Origin of the sequence: Paenisporosarcina quisquiliarum (genome assembly GCF_027563315.1) — a bacterium.
GTDB lineage: Bacteria > Bacillota > Bacilli > Bacillales_A > Planococcaceae > Paenisporosarcina > Paenisporosarcina quisquiliarum.
On the sequence record NZ_JAMKBJ010000004.1, the window covers coordinates 203,748 to 224,719 of the forward strand.

Here is a 20,972-nt window from a genome sequence, read left to right on the forward strand (position 1 = left end):
TTTTCATCACCCTTCAGCTAAACTTGCTTTTGATGTCCGGTAAAATCGCGTGCTTGCCAATTCATCGAAGAAATTTTGTTCGGCCGTTTTGCTTTGTTCAACGAAGACGGAATGTTCTTGTTGCTTTAGATTTCCCCACGTTTTTTCTTCCTGAGCTTTCTTTTGCAAATGCGTTTGTGTTCTCGACACATTGTGCTGCAAATGCTCCAGCTCGCGATTCGAAGAAATCAATAGCTCTTGAAGTTGATGGATATAATTGACCAACATTCTTAATTCTGAAATGTTGACTCCATCTTGCTGTTTCTCTTTTTTCAAACGTTCTGCATCCAAGATTTTATTGTATATGGCTTGCTTTTTTTGATGTCCTACTTCGTGCTGTTTGATGGCATCCGCCATTTGCATTTGCGCCAAGCCTTTTTCATTCTCTTTTAAATCCAATATTTTTTGAAATCTAAAGTTGAATTGTGTCACGTCTGTGCTCCCCCAAATTGCGCTGATAGCCGGTCGGTACTCTCTTCCAGCTTTGTCTTTTCATATATATCTTGTTGCAGGAATTCTTTTATCAGTGGATAGGACCGGATTGCATCATCAATTTCTTTGTTTGCACCGCTCTTATATGCGCCAATATTGATTAAATCTTCCGATGCATCATAAGCCGCTAATAATCGTTTGAATTCAACGGCTGCCTTTTGGTGCTCGTCAGACACAACGTCGTGCATGACCCGACTAACACTCGACATAATATTGATTGCTGGGAATTGTCCCTTTTGAGCAATTTTACGATCCAATACAATATGTCCATCAAGAATCCCTCGGACAGCATCGGCAATGGGTTCGTTCATATCGTCCCCATCAACCAGCACTGTATAGAACGCAGTTATGGATCCCTTACTTGAAGTTCCTGACCGCTCCAGTAGTTTTGGCAAAAGTGCGAAAACACTTGGTGTATACCCTTTACTCGTTGGTGGTTCACCGACTGCCAGTCCCACTTCACGTTGCGCCATGGCAAAGCGTGTCACTGAATCCATCATCAACATGACGTTTTTTCCCTGATCACGGAAATATTCAGCAATGGCTGTCGCAGTCATGGCACCTTTTATACGTTGTAAAGGTGTCTGATCGGAAGTTGCGGCAACAACTACTGATTTTTTTAACCCTTCAGGACCAAGATCGCGTTCAATGAAATCCCGAACTTCCCTGCCCCTCTCACCAATCAAGGCAATGACGTTGATGTCGGCTTCTGTATTGCGGGCAATCATACCAAGCAGCGTACTTTTTCCAACGCCACTTCCTGCAAATACACCAACTCGTTGACCTTGTCCGACCGTTAGTAAACCATCAATGGCCCTTACGCCTACTTCCAATGGTTTATCAATTCTCGGTCTTTTCAATGGATTCGGCGGCGTGTTGTTCGTTGAATATTTTTTCAAACCTTTTGGAAGCTGACTTTCATCCAAAGGTTGGCCTGTACCATCCAGAACTTTGCCCAGAATGGATGGTCCCACCTTGATTTGAAGGGGATAGCCAGTTGCAACAACCAGACAGCCCGGACCTATTTGGGATACGTCTCTTAGCGGCATGAGCAATATTTTATTTTCTTTGAAGCCAACGACTTCCGCTTCAATCGGACGCTCATAATGGTTGGGATATAAGAGACAAAGCTCTCCGATTTTTGCGTAGGGTCCTCTCGACTCAATGGTTAAGCCGATGACTTGAATCACTTTCCCATGCTTTTTTACTGGCTCAATCTCTTCCAATAATTCTAGGTACTCATCTTCCCTTAGGTTCATCGTTGGTTTTCTCCTCACAATAAGCCAGTAAGTGCTTTTTAATTTCCTGCAGCTGACTGTCAATCGTGGCATCATAAGAACCACTTGCCGTATGAATCATACAGCCACCTTTTGAAAGGTTGGCAACCGGAATTAATTTAAACTCTGAATCAGCTTTTACATAGGTCTTCAATTCTTCGAGAAACGGTAAAATAATTGGATAATCTTCTAGCGACACTTGCATCACGACATCTTCTGACTCTTCGATTTGTCTCAAAGCTTGCTTTACGATGTTCAGCAATTGATCATCATGCTGCTTCAATTCTTTTTTGATGACTTTCTCAGCAACTCTAACGCTGAGCGACAATAAGAATGATTCAGATTCCTGAACTATTTTTGCTTTTTCTTCATAAGCCGTCTCAATCAGTACCTGCATTTCCATGCGTTTTTGCCGAAATTCTTCTTCTGCGAACAACGTACCTTGCTCAAATCCTGCTTTAAACCCTTGTTCAGATGCCTCTTTTGCCAATCTTCGAGCTTCTTCTTGAGCTTGGTACTGTTTCTCTGACCACCATTGGTCAATTTCGGACTGGGCACTGTCCATTTCATTCTTCATTTGCCTTTGAAGTTCGCTATACTGAATTTCCAAAGCTTTGATTTCCATGATTAAATTTTGCTGCTGCAAAACGGGATCAATTTCTTGTTCTTTTATATCCACTGTTTTGTTTTCTATTTTCTTTGTCTGAATAATTTTCTTTTCAATGGTCGGAATCGTATGGGAGCGAATGATATTAGACAATCACTTCATTCCCTTCACCACGAGCCACGATAATTTCGCCTTTTTCTTCTAAACTACGAATCAATGAAACGATGTTGGTTTGTGCGTCTTCCACATCTTTTAATTTTACAGGTCCCATTAATCCAATTTCTTCTCGAATCAAGTCTGCCCGTCTTGTAGACATATTGCTGTAAATTGTATCCTTCACTTCATCACTTGCTACTTTCAATGCGTAAGTTAAATCTGCATCGTTAACTTCACGAATAACTCTTTGAATTGAACGTGTATCCAAGTTCACAATGTCCTCAAATACAAACATACGTTTCTTGATTTCAGCAACGAGATCAGGAGTTTCGGTTTCAAGTTTAGAAAGAATCGCTTTCTCTGTACCACGATCCACCTTGCTCAATACTCTAACAATTGCTTCCACACCACCGGTAGACGTATAATCTTGCGCCCCTGTTGCTGAAAGCTTTCGTTCCAGAATTTGTTCAACCTGGTGAATGACCTCAGGTGAGGTACTTTCCATCAAGGCAATCCTTCTTGCTACTTCTGCTTGCTTTTCAGGAGGCAGTGCGGAAAGAATTTGCGATGACTGCTTTGGATCCAAATATGAGAGTACTAATGCAATCGTTTGTGAATGTTCGTGTTGTAAAATATTCAAGATTTGATTTGGATCAGCTTTTCTCGCAAAACTAAACGGTTTAACCTGCAATCTGCTCGTTAAACGACCAATTGTATCCAATGCCTTGTCTTTACCTAATGCTTTTTCAAGAATATCCCGTGCATATTCCAAGCCGCCTTCATTCATGTAGTCCTGGGCAAGAATCATTTCATAAAACTCATTGATTACTTGTTCTGTTTGACTATTTTTTAATTGGCGTATATTTGAAATTTCCATTGTGACTTGATCGATCTCTGGTTCCGTCAACTGTTTAAAGATTTCTACCGATACTTCCGGTCCCAATCCCACTAACAATACGGCTACTTTTTGTATACCGCTTAGCTCTCTGCCATGTTTAGCCATGTGTCACCCTCCTACTCATCTGCCATCCATGTGCGCAACAATTTCGCAAAGTCTTCAGGTCTCCCTGTCGCAAGCTTCTCAATCGTTTTTCGCTTAGGATTTGCTTTTGTATTGAACTCGGATAGGTCAACCTCAGCGTCCTCAAGGTCACTGATTTTTTCAATCGGTTGATTAAACATATCAAGAACATATTCTTCTTCCTCCACGCTTTCACGCTTCCTTTTACGTATCACGAATATTAAGACAATCAGAATCAGAAGTAACACTACGCCCGCTACGATGACCCATAACAGTGGGTTTGATAAATTATTGATCGACAGCAATGATTCGTTCGGTGTTTCACCGTCAACTACAGGTTTTCCTTGGAACTCGGTTGCAAACACGGAAATCCGGTCATCCAAAGCTTCTTCCGTCACCTGTGTTCCATTCATGCTCAAAGATGTACTTACCGTGTTTTTCAAAAGATTGCTGATGTCATCTATATTTTGTTGAGTTAAGCTATCCGGATTTTCAGGGTTTGGAGGTTCGACTCCAACATTGATTGTAATGTCATCGATTACATACGGACTTAATTCGATTTGGCGGTTGATTCGATTGACTTCACGGTTAATCCGTTCTTCCGTTTTTTTCGATTCACTGTTTCCAGCTCCATCAACCCCCGGGTAATTGGCGATTTCTGTTTCGCCAGCTCCGGTTGCATCCGCAACAGCCCCTCCTTCACTCGAATAGGACTCCACAATTCGTTCAACACTAATATCGATGCCTTGGTTTTTTTCTTTATCGACGGCTTCAACCAGGTTTTCTTCCCGCTTTTCCTTAGTGAAGTCAATGGTTGTCATAACAGATACAACCACTTTGTCATGTCCAAGTGTCAATCCCAGCATTTGCTGCAGTTCACGCTGAATATCTCGTTCAATATCTTTCTTGATTTCCCGTTGCTGTTGATAGACAGATAATGCCGAATCTAGCTGGTTTTCTTTTTGAATTTCAAAAACCTGGCCATTTTGATCCATGATGACAATTTCTTCTTGAGGCAAATTGGGAACACTCTTACTGATTAAGTGATACAGACCATTCACTTGCTTCTGATCGAGTTGAAAAGAAGGGTCACCTTTCACTACAACAGAGGCCGTAGCCACCTGTTCTTCATCTGTAATCCATACATTTTCTTTTGGAAGTGTAATCATTACGTTTGCTTCGGTCACACCATCAATTTGCTTAATCAATTCAGCAAGTTCATTTTGCATCGCGTCACGTTCTACTACGTCAAAATGACGATCGGTCATTCCGAGCCCCATGTTTTCACTAAAGATACTGTAGTTCACATTTCCGCTTTTCGGAATCCCGTCCGCTGCTAAACTGACTTTTAAGTTGGCTACTTCCTCGTTTGGCACACTGATGGATTTTCCGTCAGACGAAACTTCTACCGGAATTCCTTGCTCCTCGATTGCCGTTTTGATTTCACCAGCTTCTGAAGGAGACAAACCCGTATAAAGTGCAGCAAAACTTGGACGTGAATTTAAAAATACAAATACAAAAAGTAGAAGTAACGTGACAAAAAACGTCCCAATCACAGACCACTTTATTTTTGGAGAAAAACTGCCCCATGATTCGATTATTTTGTTTTTATAAACCAATAACTTTTCTTTCATTTATCTCATCCTAAAAATCATAGTTGCATTCTCATCACTTCTTGATAAGCTTCGACCACCTTGTTACGCACTTGGACGGTAAGTTGCAAAGAAAGACTTGCCTTTTGTGAAGCAATCATCACTTCATGAATATCCTTTACTTCACCCGTTACCAATTGGTTGGTCATTTTATCCGATGTATTCTGTGCGGCTTGAACTTCTTCGAGTGTCTGCTTAAATAATTGACCAAAACCTTCTACCTGATTTTCAGGTTTCAGTTTTGAGATTGATTGATTTTGTATAAATGGTGTTTGAATCAAACTTAATTTTTCCATAGTGCCCCCTAGCAATCTGATAGATTATTTACCAATCTCCAAAGCTTTCATGAACATATTCTTCGAAGCATTCAACGCTGTAATATTCGCTTCATATGAACGGGTTGCAGACATAAGATCGACCATTTCCTTTATCGGATCAACATTTGGCAAGCGAACATATCCGTTTTCGTCCGCATCAGGATGAGAAGGATCAAAAGATAATGTAAAGGGTGCTTGATCTTCATCAATTTTTGAAACAGTAACTCCCGATATTTTCGTCGACTGATTATTCATCGCTGACTGAAGTTGTTGTTGGAATGGGGATACACCGCTTTGTGATAATTCAACAGATTTCCTACGGTACGGTACCCATTCGCCATTTACAAGATGCGCACGCGTTGTGTTGGCATTGGCAATATTAGAAGAAACAACGTCCATTCGCATACGATTGGCCGTTAATCCCGAAGCGCTGATATTAAAACCGTTAAATAAACTCATAACTGCTACCTCCCATCATTGATTACTGTACGTAAACTGTTGAATTTGCCGTTTACTCTTTCCGTAACGGCGTTATACCATAATTGATTTTTTGCTAACTCCGCCATTTCATAGTCCATGTCTACGTTGTTTCCATTCGGATTAAATTGTGTGGATTTATTTTCTTTAATGGTCGGATTAAAATTCGACGACTCGCTACTGAAAGCAATATGTTTGGCATTTGTTTTATAGCTGGACATGCCTTGGTTATTCATCGCATCATTCAATGTTGACTGAAAACTCACTTGCTTACTCTTGTAATTAGGTGTATCGACATTTGCGATATTAGCTGAATGAATGCGTTGCTTTAATGTGGCGTTTGATAATGCCGATTCCAATGACTGAAAAGATTGAGGAAATAGTTTCATTCTTTAACCCCCTTCATAATGTGTAGTCACATATAAAAATCCACCTTCAAGAAAAGGTGGACGACTTTAAAAGCTTCCATCTTTTTCGGTAACCCGGCTGCCTTATAAGAATCTACTTAGGCCCGTGGCTTTGCGTCCCTATCTTTCGAATAAGTTTGCCGTTATCGTAATGATAAAAACTATCTATTTTTAATCAGATTGTAATTTTGTGTCATAATTCGTCATAATTTAGTAATAAATGTACCAAAAATATAATCTCACATTTTCTTTAATTTGTATATTTTTATTTTTCATTGTATTTTGGATTACCTTAATTTACAATATTGACCTATATTTTCTGTCAATTTCATGTTATGCTTACGCATAATCAACTTTGTGCGTTTGAAAGGATGAAAACAGGGTATGTTTCGTGGTTTATATACTGCAACTTCAGGTATGATGGCAAATAATAGAAGACAACAAATTTTGACAAATAATTTAGCCAATGCAAGTACTCCTGGATTTAAACAGGATCAAAGTACCTTACGTGCATTTCCTGAACAATTAATAAAAGCGATGGAAATGAAAAGCATAACGGGCGGAACTATGAAAATAGGGCATTCCACTTTGGGAACTTTAAATACTGGTGTCTATACACAGGAAGGAATTCCTTCTTTCCTTCAAGGTGCTTTAAAAGATACTGGTAATACGACCGACTTTGCTCTACTTGATGACATGTTGCCAGTAAATCCGGTAACTCAAAAAAAGGGTTCTCTTGTATTTGCAGTTGGTCTCGAAAATGATCAAGTCCGTTATACACGAAATGGACAATTCTCCGTTGATCAAAACGGCTTCCTGAAAACGAGTGATGGTTACAATGTATTAAATCAAAACTTGCAACCGATCCAAGTGAATTCAAAAGAATTTACAGTTCAAGAAGATGGCCAAATCATTTTACAAAATGGTGTTGCTACTAATCGACTATGGCTCGGGTATACCGAAAACCCTGAACAATTTGTCAAACAGGGTCAGGGGTTATTGCGTTGGGAAGGAAATCCTGCTGATGCTCCTCAATCCATTGAGGTGACAGGCTTGAACGGCCCTTTCATTAAACAAGGTTTTATTGAACAATCGAATGTGGATTTGACTCAAACGATGACGGAAATGATGAACACTTATCGTGGTTTTGAATCGAATCAAAAAGTTATTCAAGCCTATGATCGCAGTATGGAAAAAGCAGTCAATGAGATTGGCCGTATTTACTAAGGAGGTATATATACATGAGTATCCAAATGAATTCCGCCACAACATCCATGCGTGAATTGCAAAAAAAAATTGATATCATTGCTAATAATATTTCCAATGTAAATACAAATGGGTACAAACGTCAGGAAGCGAACTTTTCGGATGCCCTTTACCAATCCATTGAAAAGCAAGCCGGACCTCAGAACGAAATTGGCCGTATCACACCAAATGGTCTGCGCATTGGTTCTGGTGCAATTATTACTCAAACGAGTATTCGGACTGAACAAGGCTCGATAAAAAAAACGGATCGCCCTCTTGATTTCATGATTCAAGGAAACGCTGGATATTTCCGCGTGGCTTCAGAAGGCACTACTTTTTATACAAGAGATGGCTCTTTTCAAGTACAACCAGTCTTGAACTCTAATCAAGTAAACTTGGTGACGTCTTCTGGAGATTCGGTTCTTGATCGCAATAACCGTCCGATTGCTTTTGACGGAGATTACAACAACATCAAGGTGACAGAAAACGGGACGCTTGAAGTAACCTATCGAGATTCTTCCAAACAACCAACCCAAATCCAGTTAAGCATCGCTCAAATTAATAGACCGAATCTGCTCGAAAAAATCGGAGCGAATCGCTTCCAACTTCCAGGCACTGAAGCCGAGCAAGTAGCAAACGGTACTCTGCAAATTGGTAACAATGATGGTTCGATTCGAATTACGCAAGGCGCACTAGAAATGTCCAATGTTGATTTAACTGACGAAATGACTGAATTGATTTCCACTCAACGATTGCTTCAATCTCAAGGAAGAGCAATATCATTTGCAGACGATATGATGGGATTGGTCAATACGATGAAATCGTAAAAAGTAAAAAGGATGGATTAGTGACTTTGTCATTAATCCATCCTTTTTTGATTTTAAAGATTTATTTCATTTTGGAATTTTTTTCATAGATGTTTATCTGTGCACAAAAAATGAGCACTCACCAAATGGTGAATGCTCTTTTTATTAATACTTTATCTCAGGAAATCCATCAAACTTGGCTGAATGATTTTTGCCGATGCCGCAAGACTTGCCTGATAGACACTCTCTTCACTTTTCAATTTCGTGACGGCTTCTGCATAATTAACATCTTCAAGTTTCGATAACATAGACTTCAGTTCAATATTGCTATCTTGAATTCGGTTTTCCATTGATTCAACCCGGTTCTTTCTAGCACCAGCTTCTGCAGATACCGTTAACATTCGATCAATGCCTTTATCAATTTGATCCAGCTGAATGTCAGTTCCAGAACGAAGTCCCACAGACAATTGATTTAATGTTTCAAACAGATTCGCATCATCAGCAAAATTGCCAAACAACTCATTGGCTGTAACATTTGCTTTAATCACTACGCCATCCGCAATCGTAAACATTTTAGAACCTGTATCAAATGTATCTGTCAAATAGGAATCTTTATCGGGATAAGGAGACTCATTCGTTTTTAGGCCATTGAATAAATGTTTACCATTTACTTTAGAATTGGCGAATTGACGAATTTGCTCGGTCAATTCTTCCACTTCTGTTGCAATGGCACCTCTATCTGTGTCAGAAAGAGTATCATTATTTCCCTGGACCGCTAGTTCACGAACTCGTTGCATGACATTGACCATTTCGTTAATCGTCTGATCCGTTTCATCCATCCAAAGTGTGGCCTCATTTGTATTACGTTCATATTGTTCATTTGCAACAAGTGCACTTTTCAGGTTCATCGCCTTACTTACACCATTTGGATCATCGGACGGACGGTGCAGCTGTTTACCCGTCGATACCTGGTTATTGATTTTTTCCAGTCGACCGAGGTTTTGATTGATATGGCGAACTGAATTTTGATGTAACATTTGCTGTGTAACTCTCATCATCATTACCTCCCATGCCCTATCATCAACGTGCGGCCATGCGGTTGATGATTGTATCCAGCATCTGATCTGTCGTTGAAACCATTCGTGCAGCAGCACTATATGAATGTTGGTACTTGATTAAATTAGCCATTTCTTCATCTAAGGAAACACCCGTTACCGACTGACGACGGCTATCTGTTGCTTGTAAAGTTGCTTCATAATTGGCAACTTGACGAATCGCCGTCTGACTTTCCGTTCCAAGTTCACTTACTAGAGAGCGATACGAACTGTTCACTGCCTTGGATTTTTCCTCCATGCCTGTAAACAAAGGTGTAATCTGCTTCATGTCATTTTCAACATTCGGATTTACCTTAAGTGAAGCAATAGAATAGTCCGCATCCCCACTAAATAGGTTTTCTCCCGGTTGGCTAGCATCAGTAGGTGAAGACATCTGATTTGCCTCAACAAAATCCTTTGCCACAGCGTTCAGCTTCGTTTGGTAATCGTCAACGATCACCAGCGATTTGACGATACCAGATAATTCGCCTCCACCAAACGTGCTGGTAGCATCAATTTTAGATTTAATACTTGCACCTTCCACGAGAGAAGTCCCATCAGTCAAGGAGATGTTGGACGTACCGTCTGCTTGGTTGTCCACTTTAATTGAAACCAGTTTCGATAGTTCTTCGATTAAAACATCACGCTTATCCTGTAAATCGTTTGCCTGAGAACCTGTGCGTTTAATGCTGTCATTCAACTGGGCAATCTGTTCCAAGTAACCGTTCGCTTCGTTCATTTTCACTGTTTGTTGTTGGTTTAAATCCTTCTTCATTTCTGTCATTGAACGGTCCATGGATTGAATCGTTTCAATAAAAGCTTGTGCCCGTTCTTTAACAACTGCTTTAGCGGAAAGACTGTCTGGCTCATTGGCCAAATCCTGAAATGCTCCAGCCAATTGATCCATCGCAGTTCGAAGGCCAGTATCACTCGGTTCATTGATAACCGTTTCAAGCTGATCTAGTGTCTCTTGTCTAATTGACCATTCTCCTAGAGTACCTGACTGATTACGGTATTGCTGATCTAAAAAATGGTCACGTACGCGGGTTATGGATTCCATTAATACGCCAGTTCCAAGTTGGCCTGGGTTAACAGCACCGCTTGTCCAAACGTCGAGTGAAGGGGAAGTGATTGCATTCACTTGTTGACGTGAGTAGCCCTTGGTATTTGCATTGGCAATATTGTGACCTGTTGTTGAAATACTTGCCTGCCCGACCATTAATCCGCGCTTCCCAACTTCTAATCCGTGAAATGTTGAAACCATCTTATTCCCTACCTTCTAACGTCAATCATGCTTTTGTATCGAAGAAGCCACGATTGCTTGTTTGTGATTTTTGTTGATTAGGAGATTGATAATTGAAATGTTGTTGTTTAGACTTCGTAATGTGTTCAATCATATGTTGAACAAAATTTACTGAGTCTTCAACGAGTCGCTCATTTACTTTATTTATGTCATGCAGCTCCATCATGAGCTGTTGCAATGTTTTCAATTTTGATTGTAGATTTTTCCTTGTAAATTCGTTTGGAAGTTGTTCTACAAATTGACTGAAACTAAGAGATGGGTGATTTTGCAGCGCACTTTCAACCAGCTGTTCACGTTCCTGATCTACTTGATTGAGCTGTTTTACAATCTTCGCTTCTTCCTGTACCAGTTGATTCAACTCGTCAACTTTTCGTTCGATTAAAACGACTTTCTTTCGTTCAGCCAAGTTGATGAGTTGTTTCAGTATGACCATCAATTCTTCCAGCGTCGTGACTAACTGAAGCATCCGACACCCTCCTCTATTAAAGCGGAAATCTATTTATCAAACCAGAATTGATAGATTTTATCTGCCACTTTGTCACTGTGAATTTGATACTCACCTGACTGAATTTGGGCTTTTAATGTGCTGATCTTTCCTTGTCTGTCTAAATCTATTTCTGTGTTCTTTTCAAATAACTCTTTTGCTTGATTTGAAATCTGCAGCTGGTCTTCTTTTTGCAATGGTCTTGTTTTTCCAACTTGTGTGACCTGCATTTGCTTTTGATAAGATTGAATAAAGGAAGAACTTGTCGTCTTATCGATATTCATTCCTTCACCGCCCTTTTCGTTTATTTTTATTTCTTTAACTGCCAATACTGTGGCATGTTCGTATTTTTCGCTTGATTGTTTTGCTTATTATGCTTGTTTTGTGTGTTTCTAATCTCATCTACCAGATTTTCTCTCTTCAATGTTTGATTGATTTCAGATGAGAATTGTTGAAAACACTCATCACATAACAGCTGTCTTTTTATCATTTTATCACAATGCGAACATCGGTATCCCAGGTTTGGGTAGTCCTCTGCATATATTCGGCCGTCACGAATGAAATCAGCAACCTGTTTCACTGAAACTTCCGTTTCTATGCTTACTTCTTCAATCGTAGCAAAACGGTTTTGCTCGTTTGATAAAAAGTCTGAAACCAATTTGAAATCCTGCTCAGTTATTTTGTAACAACCTAAGCAATAATCCGTATGATCTCTGAGAAACAATTTGCCACAAATCCGGCAGTTATCCAATTGACCTGGTTGCATTTGTAATCACCTGAATCCTTCTAATATTTATATCGGCACTTTTTAAAAAAAGTTTAGTACAAATACGAATTATTGTAATTTAAATTCCGTTACCAATACCCGTTCGACTTCTCCAGTTTCCACAATCCGTTCAAGTTTTGCAGAGAGTTCTTTTTCGAGTTTGACAATGCCTTCATTGCCAATCAACTCGTCTTTTGTAAAGCTGGCAATGGTAGAAATAATGGCAGCACGCACTTCAGGTTTACGTTTTTCTGCCTCTTCTTTCGTTTCCTTGCTACTTAACAAAATATTGAACTGAACTATCGCAAAATTGTTGGGAGATGCTAGATTCGTTGTGATGATATCCGTATCCACACTCATTTCAACAAGTTCTTCAGCTGAAATTTCTTTCTCTTTCACTTTTTCCTTACCCAATACTTCATCTTTCAAAAAAAACATGGCTCCCCCGCCGAGTAAAACGACAGCGAAAAACATCATGACAATTACTTTCATTTTCCCCATAGTGCACCTCTTCAGTGTTTAATTTTCTTGTTTGTAAGGTGATATCAATACTTCCACACGACGGTTTTCTGCTCTGCCTTCAGGCGTGTCATTCGTAGTTACTGGATGGTATTCACCATATCCTGTTGCACTAAAAACTTTCGGATCTAACTGTTTATTTTCAAGAAGTATTTTCATGAAATTGATGGCCCGGGCAGCACTCAATTCCCAGTTAGACGGAAACTCCTTTGAATTAGCCGGAATATTATCCGTATGACCATCTATAAAAATGTTTCGTGGTGGATCTGTAACCAGTAAATTTGAAATTTCAACCGCAATCGTTCTTGACACTTCGTTTATATCTGCACTGCCTGAAGGATAAAGAACACCTTCTTTAATTTTGAGCACTAAACCTTTGCCTGTCAGAGCTGTTTCCAGTTTTGTAGATAATCCCTTGTCTTTTATGTAAACTTCAATTTTTTCCTGGAGCTCACCGAGTTCTTTCATGTCCTGCTCCCTTGCCAATTGCGCTTCCGTTTTTTCTTCTTTGGGTGGTTCGTTCTCATCCAATTTGGAAATTTTAGATGTATCAGTCATGATTTCAATTGCCGCTTCTTCATCCAAAATGCCTGTCCCACCTTGCAGCTCATTATTAAATGACTCCGCAATTTCCTTGAATTTCTTCGAATCAACTTCACTTGCCGCAAAAAGAACGATGAAAAGAGCGAGTAATAGCGTCAATACATCGGCATAAGGAATGAGCCATGATTCATCGACATGATCTTCATGCTTTTTCTTACGCTTCAACGCCAACACCTTCTCTTGTTTTTTCTTCCTGCACAAGAACGCGATCTTTAGCAGGTAAATAGGTCAATAATTTCTCTTCCACAATCCGTACCGGAAGACCTTCCTGGACAGCCAGCAATCCTTCTAACATGATAGTTTTCATTCTAGCTTCCTGTTCTGATTTTCGCTTTAATTTGTTGGCGAACGGATGCCACATAACATACCCCGAGAATATCCCAAACAAAGTAGCAATGAATGCTGCCGAAATGGATTTACCAAGCAATGCAATATCATCCAAGTGACCAAGTGCTGCGACCAGCCCGATAACAGCACCGAGTACCCCTAGAGTAGGCGCATACGTACCCGCTTGTGTGAAAATCTTCGCACCAAGTTCATGACGCTCTTCCATCGCAGCAATTTCTTCTTCCATCAAATCACGGATATGTTCCTGCGATTGCCCATCAACCACCATTTTTAAACCCCGTTGCAAAAATGGATCTTCCACTTCTTCAGAGCGTTCTTCTAAAGCCAGTAATCCTTCTCTTCTTGCGACCATTGCCCACTCAGTAAATACCGGGATTAGTTCTTTGAGAGGAATCATCTTCGACTCAGAAAATATCACTTTAAATAAAACAGGGATTTTCTTTACTTCTTCAAGTGGAAACGCAATCAGTATGCAGGCAGCCGTTCCCGCAAAGATGATTACCAGTGCCGCGGGATTATATAAAGCGATTGGATCGGAGCCTTTTAAAATCAGTCCACCAACCAATACGACCATTCCAAGTATTATGCCTATCCATGATGTCTTATCCACACCAAACCCTCATTTCAATTCTAAGAATATCAAACGTTCCTTGACTCTTAGTTCTTTTTCGCCAGAGCCATGACTTGCTTCCATGTGTCACGTAACTCTACAACATACCCTTCTACTTCTTCCAAAGTTTCGAGGTTATTTTTCATATTGGCGTCAATCAATTGTGTGTACATATATTCGTATAGTTGTGCCATATTGTTCGAGATTTCAATATCTTGGTTCAAGGTAATTCGCAACTCTTGAATGATATTTTGTGCCTTGATTATATTTGTGTTTTTTATTTCGTAATTTTTTTCCGCCATCGCTTTTTTTGATAGTCTGATGAATTTTAGACACCCGTTGTATAGCATGAGCGTTAACTCCTGAGGAGATGCTGTCATCACTGAATTCTGTTGATACGCTTGGTAAGGGTTGATAACTGACATGTTATATCCTCCTGCTTTTTATTTCCGTTCATCGATAAATGAACCCTCTGTCGATACGTTTTGATAAGCACCTACAAACTTCCTGGATCCTTGCTTTGTTTGATTAATTTGATTCATTTGTGTCTTAAATGATTGATGTAGACCAGTCATAAGTGGTTGAATCATTTGTTGTAAGTCTTTCAGTTGATGAATAATTTGTTTATCTTCATCTGTCCATTGAAAGTCCTCTTGCTGTAAGTATGATTCAAGCTCATCAATCAACTGTTGTCTTTTTTCAAAGAGTGATTGTAAGTTCTCCACTTGCCCTGCTTCATCGTCTTTCATGTTTGAGTGTAGCGCTTTAGACACGTATTGAATTTCTTTGGTTACTTGAAGAAATTCAGCTAATACGTTTTGGTACTCACTCATTACATGCCACCGAACATGTTCTGTTGCATCCACGAGCTTTGTGAATTCATCTGGCTCAAAGCTTTTTCCATGGCAGTGAACTGCTTCCAATAGCGGTTTTCAACCATTTTCAATCTGTCGTTCCATTTGCTAATTTCCTGATTCATCTGGGTAATTCGTTTTGACATCGTACTGTTGTCGACAGCGCTTGTTGGACTACCCCCACGTTCACTCAGACGTTTTATAACATCGTTCAGCTCCGCATAAACTCGGTTGCCAATGCCGTTTGTACCGTTTGTAAATAGATCCATGACTTCATCAGGTTTATTTGACAGCGCGTCTTTTAGTTTATTTTCATCAATGAAAAGCTTCCCACCATCACTGTACTTGCCGGTATTAATGCCAATTTGCGAAAGCATATTCATATTTCCAGTAGCAATTCCTGCGACAGGGTCCATGAAAGCACTTCTAAGCTCTTGCAAAGCATTTTTCAGAATCGGGTCATTTCGTAGTAAGCCACTTCTAGCTTTCTCTTCCCACAATTCTATTTCTTTTTCGCTCATGTCTTTTCTTTGTTCATCGGAAAGGGGTTTGAAGTCGGGATAGCGTTTCTCGACAAGTTTTTTCTCGATTTCTGAAATCGTTTCGTTATACTTCTCTACTAGATTTTTAATCGTTTCTAGCGGCTTGGCTGTGTCGGATTGAACCATAATGGTAGAAGTACCTTTTTGTAACAGATTCAAATTCAAACCATTGATCGTTGTTTTGTTTGACGTTAAGTTATCGACCAGTATACCGTCAAATTTCACTTCACCGTTGGTAGCGGTCGACATATAATTCGTTCCAGCCGTATTGGTTGAGTAGGATAGTTGACCATTATTATTAATGACTTGATTTGCTAACGCAGCGTCGCTAAATTCCAACGTAAAGTTTTGATCTGCACCCATCCCTGTTGTCGACATGAAGAATCTCGATGTAGTGTCATCAAAGCTTGCTCGTAACTCTGTTGTTTTGCCAGCAGTTGCTTCTTGGAGTTTTTTCGCTACGTCTGCATAAGTCAGACCACTAGTAACATCAACACTTCCCAAAACCGCGCCAGAGTTATCTTTAATTGTGATCATTCCTGTTGCAGGTATTAAATCCGTTGATTTTGCAGCAACTCCAGCGGATTTTTCAATCGTGCCGGCTGAGTGAATTTTTGCCGTACTCGCGACATTTACTACTTCTACTTGATATGTACCACTCAAAGCGTTTGCTGTCGTCGAAGCCGTCAGACTACCAGAATTTGAAGATGTTGCACTATAGGCATTAAATGAGCCTTGAAAACGTAGGTCACTTGCTATTGTCCGCAACTTTGAAAGAGATAAATTAAATTCTCGATTGGCGTCCCGTTGCCATTCCGTCCACACTTTCTTCTGTGTCAATTTATTTAATGGCATTTTTTGTGCATTCATAAGTTCCTTGACCAGTTGATCCGTATCCATTCCTGATGCCAATCCACCAATACGCAATTTACCTCACTCCAATCGTTTTTTTATTAAAACTTATCATCCACCATTAATCCGGCAAGCTCGGCCATGGATGCATACATATCTAAAAATTTTCTATTGGGAATTTCTTTAAGGACTGTATCTGAGTTTGTGTCTATTACTTGAACATAATAGATGTCCAGTTTTTCATGCAGCTTAAATTTAACTGAAGTCGTTGTAGGTTCTAGAAAATCATTCATACCATCTACTTTGTTTTTTAACAGTTCTTTTGTTATTTTTTCCGGTTCTTGAATTGGTTGCTCTTTATGCTTTTGCCCTTGTATAGGATACTCTTGTACAGGCTCGACTTTCTTTGGAAAAGGTATAACAGGTGTTTGTTTCACTTCCATTAGTGGCTCTCCCCTTATCTCATATCATCTATAACGGTAGATTAGGGAAACAATGATCATTTAACAATCATTCTATTAACTGCCAGATCGACCTTTATTTAATGTATATCGGCATAAAACGTGAAAATTTTAGCTTTTTTTCACTTTTATTTGTTCAAAAAAACAGGACTGATTCAATAAGAATCTGTCCTGTTTATGATAGATTATTAAATTGACGGCTGACCCCTTTTGTCCAATGATTATTCAGACCTGTAGGATCATTTGCAACTCCGATTGGGGCATATTTCGCTCCAATTTCGGCAATCGTATCTTTCCCTTGGTTCAAATAATTTTTTCGTAAATTACGAGCCATATCGAAAATGCTATCTTCTACTGACTCGTAGCTTCTCAACCCATTCTTGCCCATCATGCCAGCGACATTGTTTTTCTCATTAACAGCTCGTGAAGAACCATTACCTGTTTCATGAATGGCAATCGCAGAAAGGAGACTCGGATCTATATCATACTTTTTCCCTGCATTGATAAAGTGCGTGGCTGACCCGCTTAATTTCCCTTCTAAACTAGTATCAAGTTTCAAGAGTTGCACGGGTTTGAAATGAAAGTCACTTGTATCATTCGGACTTGTAGGGACATCTATTTTATCTACTGCCTGCACATTTACTGGAAGAGTAAAAGGACTGTTCATTTGTGGCATCATCTGATTTTGAGAAAAAGGCAGAGACGTTGCATTGTTCGAGTCGCTCCTCCCATGCATCGCTGCATTCAATAACATTAGGAATAGGGTATTTTCGTTTCCTGCATTGCCGAGTGAATTGGTTGCCCTGCCCGAGAGATTCATCGAAGGCATTGCTTGTGCCATGGAAGCCATTGTCATGTAATAAAACCAATTGGAAGAGATTGGGCTGGTCATTGATAGATTTCGCACCCTTCTTTATATGTTCATATCTTTCATTTTACATAGAAACAATAATTAAAAGAATAGTCGTATGGTATTATTATGAATTTTATAGTAGCATAAAAAGAACAAAAAGGAGGAATATCACAAGAAATAAGTCACAGTCCTGCTTCTATATTAGTGTTGTCCGATTGGTCTCTTTACTAAAGAAGCTTCCCAGAAGTTGAACCTATGGTGATGTTTGTTATTCTAGCCTTGTCTCGAACCTTTCACTTCCACTTCAGTAGTTCCAAGTACCAGTTATTTTCCAAACATTCCACTAAATTCAAGTGTCTGCTTTCAATTATCCCAGTCGAAATTATCCCGATTGAAGTTAAATTGCTAAGGTCCATAGATGAGTTCCATGATTACTTGTGGCAACCGGCTGCCATCCATGTAATGCTTAAATGTTTTGGTCATTGGCTTTGCGTTCCACAGTTTCACTATGGTTTGCCTTTTTCAATTGGTAATTTTATTTAAGCCAATTATACCGCGTACCAATTACTACATTTCCCTAGATATTCGCATTTTTAAAAGATAGGATTTTATGTAGAATACTTGTTTTGGGATATGAGGAAAACAGAAGAATTGCAGAACTAAAGAAAAGGAAAAACGTATCTTTAAGCAGATAAATCTTCCTCTTTACTCTAAAATGAAAATTTGTAAGCCATGTGTAGTCAACTATAATATTTATATTAGACAAAACTACGGTGATCTTTCTTTTTAGTTATTCTTATTTAAATGATTACCTAATTTACTGAAACAAAATCTAATAATGTTGTGATTTATAGCCATCCTTTTCTACGTTAAGTTTGACCAGTTTTTTAAGCAACCTCGCAGGATTTCCACCTACTAAAGTAAAATCGTCCACATTTTTGGTTACAATACTTCCTGCTGCAACTACAGCGTTTCTACCTATAGTCACTCCAGGCAAAATTACCGAATTCGCTCCTACCCAACTGCCTTCTTTAATTAAAACCGGTTTCGGTTCTGAATAACCCTGATAATAAATAGGTATAGTAGAATCACTATATTGATGATTTGATACATATATATGGACTCCTGGTCCAATCAAAGCATTTTTTTGAATATCGATACTTCCATTAGCAGAGGCTATTAACATACAAAAAGGTCTAATTACTACATTGTCCCCTATTTTGATATTCGAGCATCCTATTGCATATGCGCCTATTCTAAAATCGGCATTTTCACCATAGTATAGAAACTTTTTTTCACAGATTTTTCTTTGTAAAAGTGGAATGTATAATTTAAAATGGGATCCTAACATATCTGGTCCTAATCGATCTGCATCTTTTGTCCAATTCCAACGCTTCACAAATTCCTTTAGAAAATTCATATTAGCTTTCTCCCATTTTGATATTTTTTCCAATGAAAGCTTTAAACCTTTTTCAATATCGCTCTTAAATGATTCCCTGACTTTGAACTATCTATCGTTGGCTGTAAAGTATCATATAAACTTGCACACGATTCTGCTAGTTGAGGTTGATTATTGTATTCATAAAAACTTTTCAAATCTCCCATATCAATTCCTTTAGTTGCATAGTATACAACCTCCATATCTGAGAGTTCAGCCACTTTCTCCACTGTTTTTTCTGTAAAATAAGACAGATGCTCAGCTGGCATTATCAAATTCGATTTATCTTTCATTGTTTTAATGGCCACAGAGTCAAATTGCGGTGTAAAAATGACTATAATGCCATTATCTTTTAATAGCTCTTTTGCAGAGTTAATAAGTAAAAGCGGATTTTCTACATGTTCAATCAAATCAAACATTGTAACTACATCAAACTTTTTTATAGTATCTAATTCTGTCAGATCACAGTTCCATACAGTTATTTCTAAACGTTCAGCAGTAAATTTTGCCAAATCTTTACCGAGTTCAACTCCAAAACAGTTCGCCCCCTTGTCCTTGGCAGTTTCTAAAAACCAACCTGTTCCACAACCGACATCGAGTATATCTACATCTTTTATTTGGCTAACTAAATGTTGTTCTATTAATTGAACTCGTTCAGTAGCAAACCTAATTTTCCTGTAATCTTTATTAACAAGGTATGCCTCCTGTGCATCCCCTATGGCATGAGGTGCAGAATAAATGTCATTTGTATTAATTGGAACCTGATCAAAATATGCTGTACTACAGACATCACATTGTACTAAGTGAAAATCATGCTTTTCAAACTGATACGTACTTTTTGATGATTGACATATTGGACAATTCACTCTTACCTTCCACCCATTACTGGAATTTACAGTATCAATATTATTTTTCTGTCTATCCAAAATCGTCTGTAAAAATCCTTCGGGTCTCATTTCGGATAAATCCATCGTCACAAATTCATTTTTGGAACCTATATAACTCAAAATATTTACCTTCCTTTATCCAAGAGAATATATGATTTTAAGCATCACTATTTAACACTCGTTTAAATATTTCAATGTCCTCCATACAATCTATATCCAAGTCAAATTTTGAATCCATTATATATGGCCATTGATTATCATTTAAACTTAATTCTTCGTTAAATGATTTATCAATTTTATTAATATAAATAGCACCATTCACTTTATAATAATCTTCAAAATCTTGTCTTCTTACCGTACTGTTTTCTTTAATCAATTTCTTAAGGGAACCCTCATTACCAATAGAACGAATTAATAATGGATGGTCTTTAACTTTTGAAACACTAACAAGGGTACTTTGATCATTATGGATAATCTGCTCTATCGCTTCATCTATATGATCAGAGGTACGCAATGGTTGCGTTGGTTGTAAAAGAACGACATAGTCATATTCTTCATCTCTACTTTTTAGTAGCTCGATAACATGAACCATTGTACTAATTGTCTTCGCCGAATCAGTAGCCAAATCACGTGGTCTCAAAAAGGGTACTGCGACTCCAAGAGACTCTGATATTTGAGCTATCTTTTCACAATCAGTTGATACAATTACTCTATCTAAATATTTTGATTGTAAGCTTTGATTGATGGTGAAAGAAATTAATGGTTTTCCATAAATACTGTATATGTTTTTTTGGGGTATACCCTTACTTCCACCTCTTGCTGGAATAACTGCTAGTATTTTTTTGTTTTTGTACATGTCTTC

General features: G+C 38.7%; 26 protein-coding genes and 2 riboswitches. Of the genes, 2 read left to right on the forward strand and 24 right to left on the reverse strand.

Translation table 11 applies throughout. The features are described 5' to 3' along the window. Positions 1–6: 6 nt before the first annotated feature. The 8 genes from fliJ to flgB are packed head-to-tail and all read right to left on the reverse strand — an operon-like array spanning position 7 to position 6,427. Positions 7–471 (reverse strand): flagellar export protein FliJ, encoded by a 465-nt coding sequence (gene fliJ, locus M9R32_RS06925; protein ID WP_269926003.1) that lies wholly within the window; start codon positions 469–471, stop codon positions 7–9. Beyond that, complete coding sequence (fliI, locus tag M9R32_RS06930; RefSeq protein WP_269926004.1) at positions 468–1,790, reverse strand: flagellar protein export ATPase FliI; 1,323 nt, start codon at positions 1,788–1,790, stop codon at positions 468–470. The genes fliJ and fliI overlap by 4 nt, the downstream gene beginning before the upstream one ends. Continuing rightward, entirely contained in the window at positions 1,771–2,568 is a 798-nt protein-coding gene (locus tag M9R32_RS06935; RefSeq protein WP_269926005.1) for a FliH/SctL family protein, read from the reverse strand. The genes fliI and M9R32_RS06935 overlap by 20 nt, the downstream gene beginning before the upstream one ends. Continuing rightward, a complete protein-coding gene (gene fliG, locus M9R32_RS06940; protein ID WP_269926006.1) occupies positions 2,561–3,574 on the reverse strand; it encodes a flagellar motor switch protein FliG in 1,014 nt (337 codons plus the stop codon). Before fliG ends, M9R32_RS06935 begins: the two co-directional genes overlap by 8 nt. A gap of 11 nt (positions 3,575–3,585) precedes the next feature. Beyond that, on the reverse strand, positions 3,586–5,226 hold the full coding sequence (gene fliF, locus M9R32_RS06945; protein ID WP_269926007.1) for a flagellar basal-body MS-ring/collar protein FliF: 1,641 nt from the start codon (positions 5,224–5,226) through the stop codon (positions 3,586–3,588). A gap of 17 nt (positions 5,227–5,243) precedes the next feature. Then, entirely contained in the window at positions 5,244–5,540 is a 297-nt protein-coding gene (gene fliE / locus M9R32_RS06950; RefSeq protein ID WP_269926008.1) for a flagellar hook-basal body complex protein FliE, read from the reverse strand. A gap of 24 nt (positions 5,541–5,564) precedes the next feature. Beyond that, positions 5,565–6,020: a flagellar basal body rod protein FlgC gene (flgC, locus tag M9R32_RS06955; RefSeq protein ID WP_269926009.1), complete on the reverse strand. Its 456-nt coding sequence runs from the start codon at positions 6,018–6,020 to the stop codon at positions 5,565–5,567. A 5-nt stretch (positions 6,021–6,025) separates the two neighbouring features. Next, the gene (flgB, locus tag M9R32_RS06960) at positions 6,026–6,427 is read right to left on the reverse strand and encodes a flagellar basal body rod protein FlgB (RefSeq protein ID WP_269926010.1); all 402 of its coding nucleotides are present in this window, start codon (positions 6,425–6,427) and stop codon (positions 6,026–6,028) included. 84 nt (positions 6,428–6,511) lie between these two features. After that, positions 6,512–6,597: riboswitch (cyclic di-GMP riboswitch) on the reverse strand. A 232-nt stretch (positions 6,598–6,829) separates the two neighbouring features. Between flgB and M9R32_RS06965 the strand changes: the two genes are divergently transcribed. Beyond that, the gene (locus tag M9R32_RS06965; protein ID WP_269926011.1) at positions 6,830–7,672 is read left to right on the forward strand and encodes a flagellar hook-basal body protein; all 843 of its coding nucleotides are present in this window, start codon (positions 6,830–6,832) and stop codon (positions 7,670–7,672) included. A gap of 14 nt (positions 7,673–7,686) precedes the next feature. After that, positions 7,687–8,517: a flagellar hook-basal body protein gene (locus M9R32_RS06970; RefSeq protein WP_269926012.1), complete on the forward strand. Its 831-nt coding sequence runs from the start codon at positions 7,687–7,689 to the stop codon at positions 8,515–8,517. 152 nt (positions 8,518–8,669) lie between these two features. Here M9R32_RS06970 and flgL read toward each other — a convergent pair whose 3' ends face one another. From flgL to M9R32_RS07050, 16 genes are all read right to left on the reverse strand, one after another. Next, positions 8,670–9,551 carry a flagellar hook-associated protein FlgL gene (gene flgL / locus M9R32_RS06975; protein WP_269926013.1) on the reverse strand — a complete coding sequence of 294 codons (882 nt, stop codon included), beginning with the start codon at positions 9,549–9,551 and terminating at the stop codon, positions 8,670–8,672. A gap of 25 nt (positions 9,552–9,576) precedes the next feature. Continuing rightward, on the reverse strand, positions 9,577–10,854 hold the full coding sequence (gene flgK / locus M9R32_RS06980; RefSeq protein WP_269926014.1) for a flagellar hook-associated protein FlgK: 1,278 nt from the start codon (positions 10,852–10,854) through the stop codon (positions 9,577–9,579). 25 nt (positions 10,855–10,879) lie between these two features. Continuing rightward, complete coding sequence (locus M9R32_RS06985) at positions 10,880–11,359, reverse strand: flagellar protein FlgN (protein ID WP_269926015.1); 480 nt, start codon at positions 11,357–11,359, stop codon at positions 10,880–10,882. Between the two features lie 29 nt (positions 11,360–11,388). After that, complete coding sequence (gene flgM / locus M9R32_RS06990) at positions 11,389–11,661, reverse strand: flagellar biosynthesis anti-sigma factor FlgM (RefSeq protein ID WP_269926016.1); 273 nt, start codon at positions 11,659–11,661, stop codon at positions 11,389–11,391. Positions 11,662–11,687: 26 nt separating this feature from the next. Beyond that, the gene (locus M9R32_RS06995) at positions 11,688–12,143 is read right to left on the reverse strand and encodes a flagellar protein (RefSeq protein ID WP_269926017.1); all 456 of its coding nucleotides are present in this window, start codon (positions 12,141–12,143) and stop codon (positions 11,688–11,690) included. Between the two features lie 69 nt (positions 12,144–12,212). Continuing rightward, on the reverse strand, positions 12,213–12,644 hold the full coding sequence (locus tag M9R32_RS07000) for a flagellar basal body-associated FliL family protein (RefSeq protein ID WP_269926018.1): 432 nt from the start codon (positions 12,642–12,644) through the stop codon (positions 12,213–12,215). Positions 12,645–12,662: 18 nt separating this feature from the next. Continuing rightward, positions 12,663–13,436: a flagellar motor protein MotB gene (gene motB, locus M9R32_RS07005; protein WP_269926019.1), complete on the reverse strand. Its 774-nt coding sequence runs from the start codon at positions 13,434–13,436 to the stop codon at positions 12,663–12,665. Further along, entirely contained in the window at positions 13,420–14,223 is an 804-nt protein-coding gene (gene motA, locus M9R32_RS07010; RefSeq protein WP_269926020.1) for a flagellar motor stator protein MotA, read from the reverse strand. The genes motB and motA overlap by 17 nt, the downstream gene beginning before the upstream one ends. Before the next feature lie 47 nt (positions 14,224–14,270). After that, a complete protein-coding gene (gene fliS, locus M9R32_RS07015; RefSeq protein WP_269926021.1) occupies positions 14,271–14,648 on the reverse strand; it encodes a flagellar export chaperone FliS in 378 nt (125 codons plus the stop codon). Positions 14,649–14,666: 18 nt separating this feature from the next. Next, complete coding sequence (gene fliT / locus M9R32_RS07020; RefSeq protein WP_269926022.1) at positions 14,667–15,056, reverse strand: flagellar protein FliT; 390 nt, start codon at positions 15,054–15,056, stop codon at positions 14,667–14,669. Continuing rightward, a complete protein-coding gene (gene fliD / locus M9R32_RS07025) occupies positions 15,056–16,546 on the reverse strand; it encodes a flagellar filament capping protein FliD (protein ID WP_269926023.1) in 1,491 nt (496 codons plus the stop codon). Before fliD ends, fliT begins: the two co-directional genes overlap by 1 nt. A 26-nt stretch (positions 16,547–16,572) precedes the next feature. Next, positions 16,573–16,914: a flagellar protein FlaG gene (gene flaG, locus M9R32_RS07030; RefSeq protein ID WP_269926024.1), complete on the reverse strand. Its 342-nt coding sequence runs from the start codon at positions 16,912–16,914 to the stop codon at positions 16,573–16,575. Positions 16,915–17,107: 193 nt separating this feature from the next. Next, positions 17,108–17,824, reverse strand: coding sequence for a glucosaminidase domain-containing protein (locus tag M9R32_RS07035; protein WP_269926025.1), 717 nt, complete (start codon positions 17,822–17,824; stop codon positions 17,108–17,110). Positions 17,825–18,221: 397 nt separating this feature from the next. Next, positions 18,222–18,313: riboswitch (cyclic di-GMP riboswitch) on the reverse strand. A 304-nt stretch (positions 18,314–18,617) separates the two neighbouring features. Then, positions 18,618–19,205: an acyltransferase gene (locus tag M9R32_RS07040; RefSeq protein ID WP_269926026.1), complete on the reverse strand. Its 588-nt coding sequence runs from the start codon at positions 19,203–19,205 to the stop codon at positions 18,618–18,620. 41 nt (positions 19,206–19,246) lie between these two features. Beyond that, positions 19,247–20,230, reverse strand: a complete 984-nt coding sequence (locus M9R32_RS07045) for a class I SAM-dependent methyltransferase (RefSeq protein WP_269926027.1) — start codon at positions 20,228–20,230, stop codon at positions 19,247–19,249. Positions 20,231–20,267: 37 nt separating this feature from the next. Then, on the reverse strand, positions 20,268–20,966 hold the full coding sequence (locus M9R32_RS07050; protein ID WP_269926028.1) for an acylneuraminate cytidylyltransferase family protein: 699 nt from the start codon (positions 20,964–20,966) through the stop codon (positions 20,268–20,270). Positions 20,967–20,972: the final 6 nt, after the last annotated feature.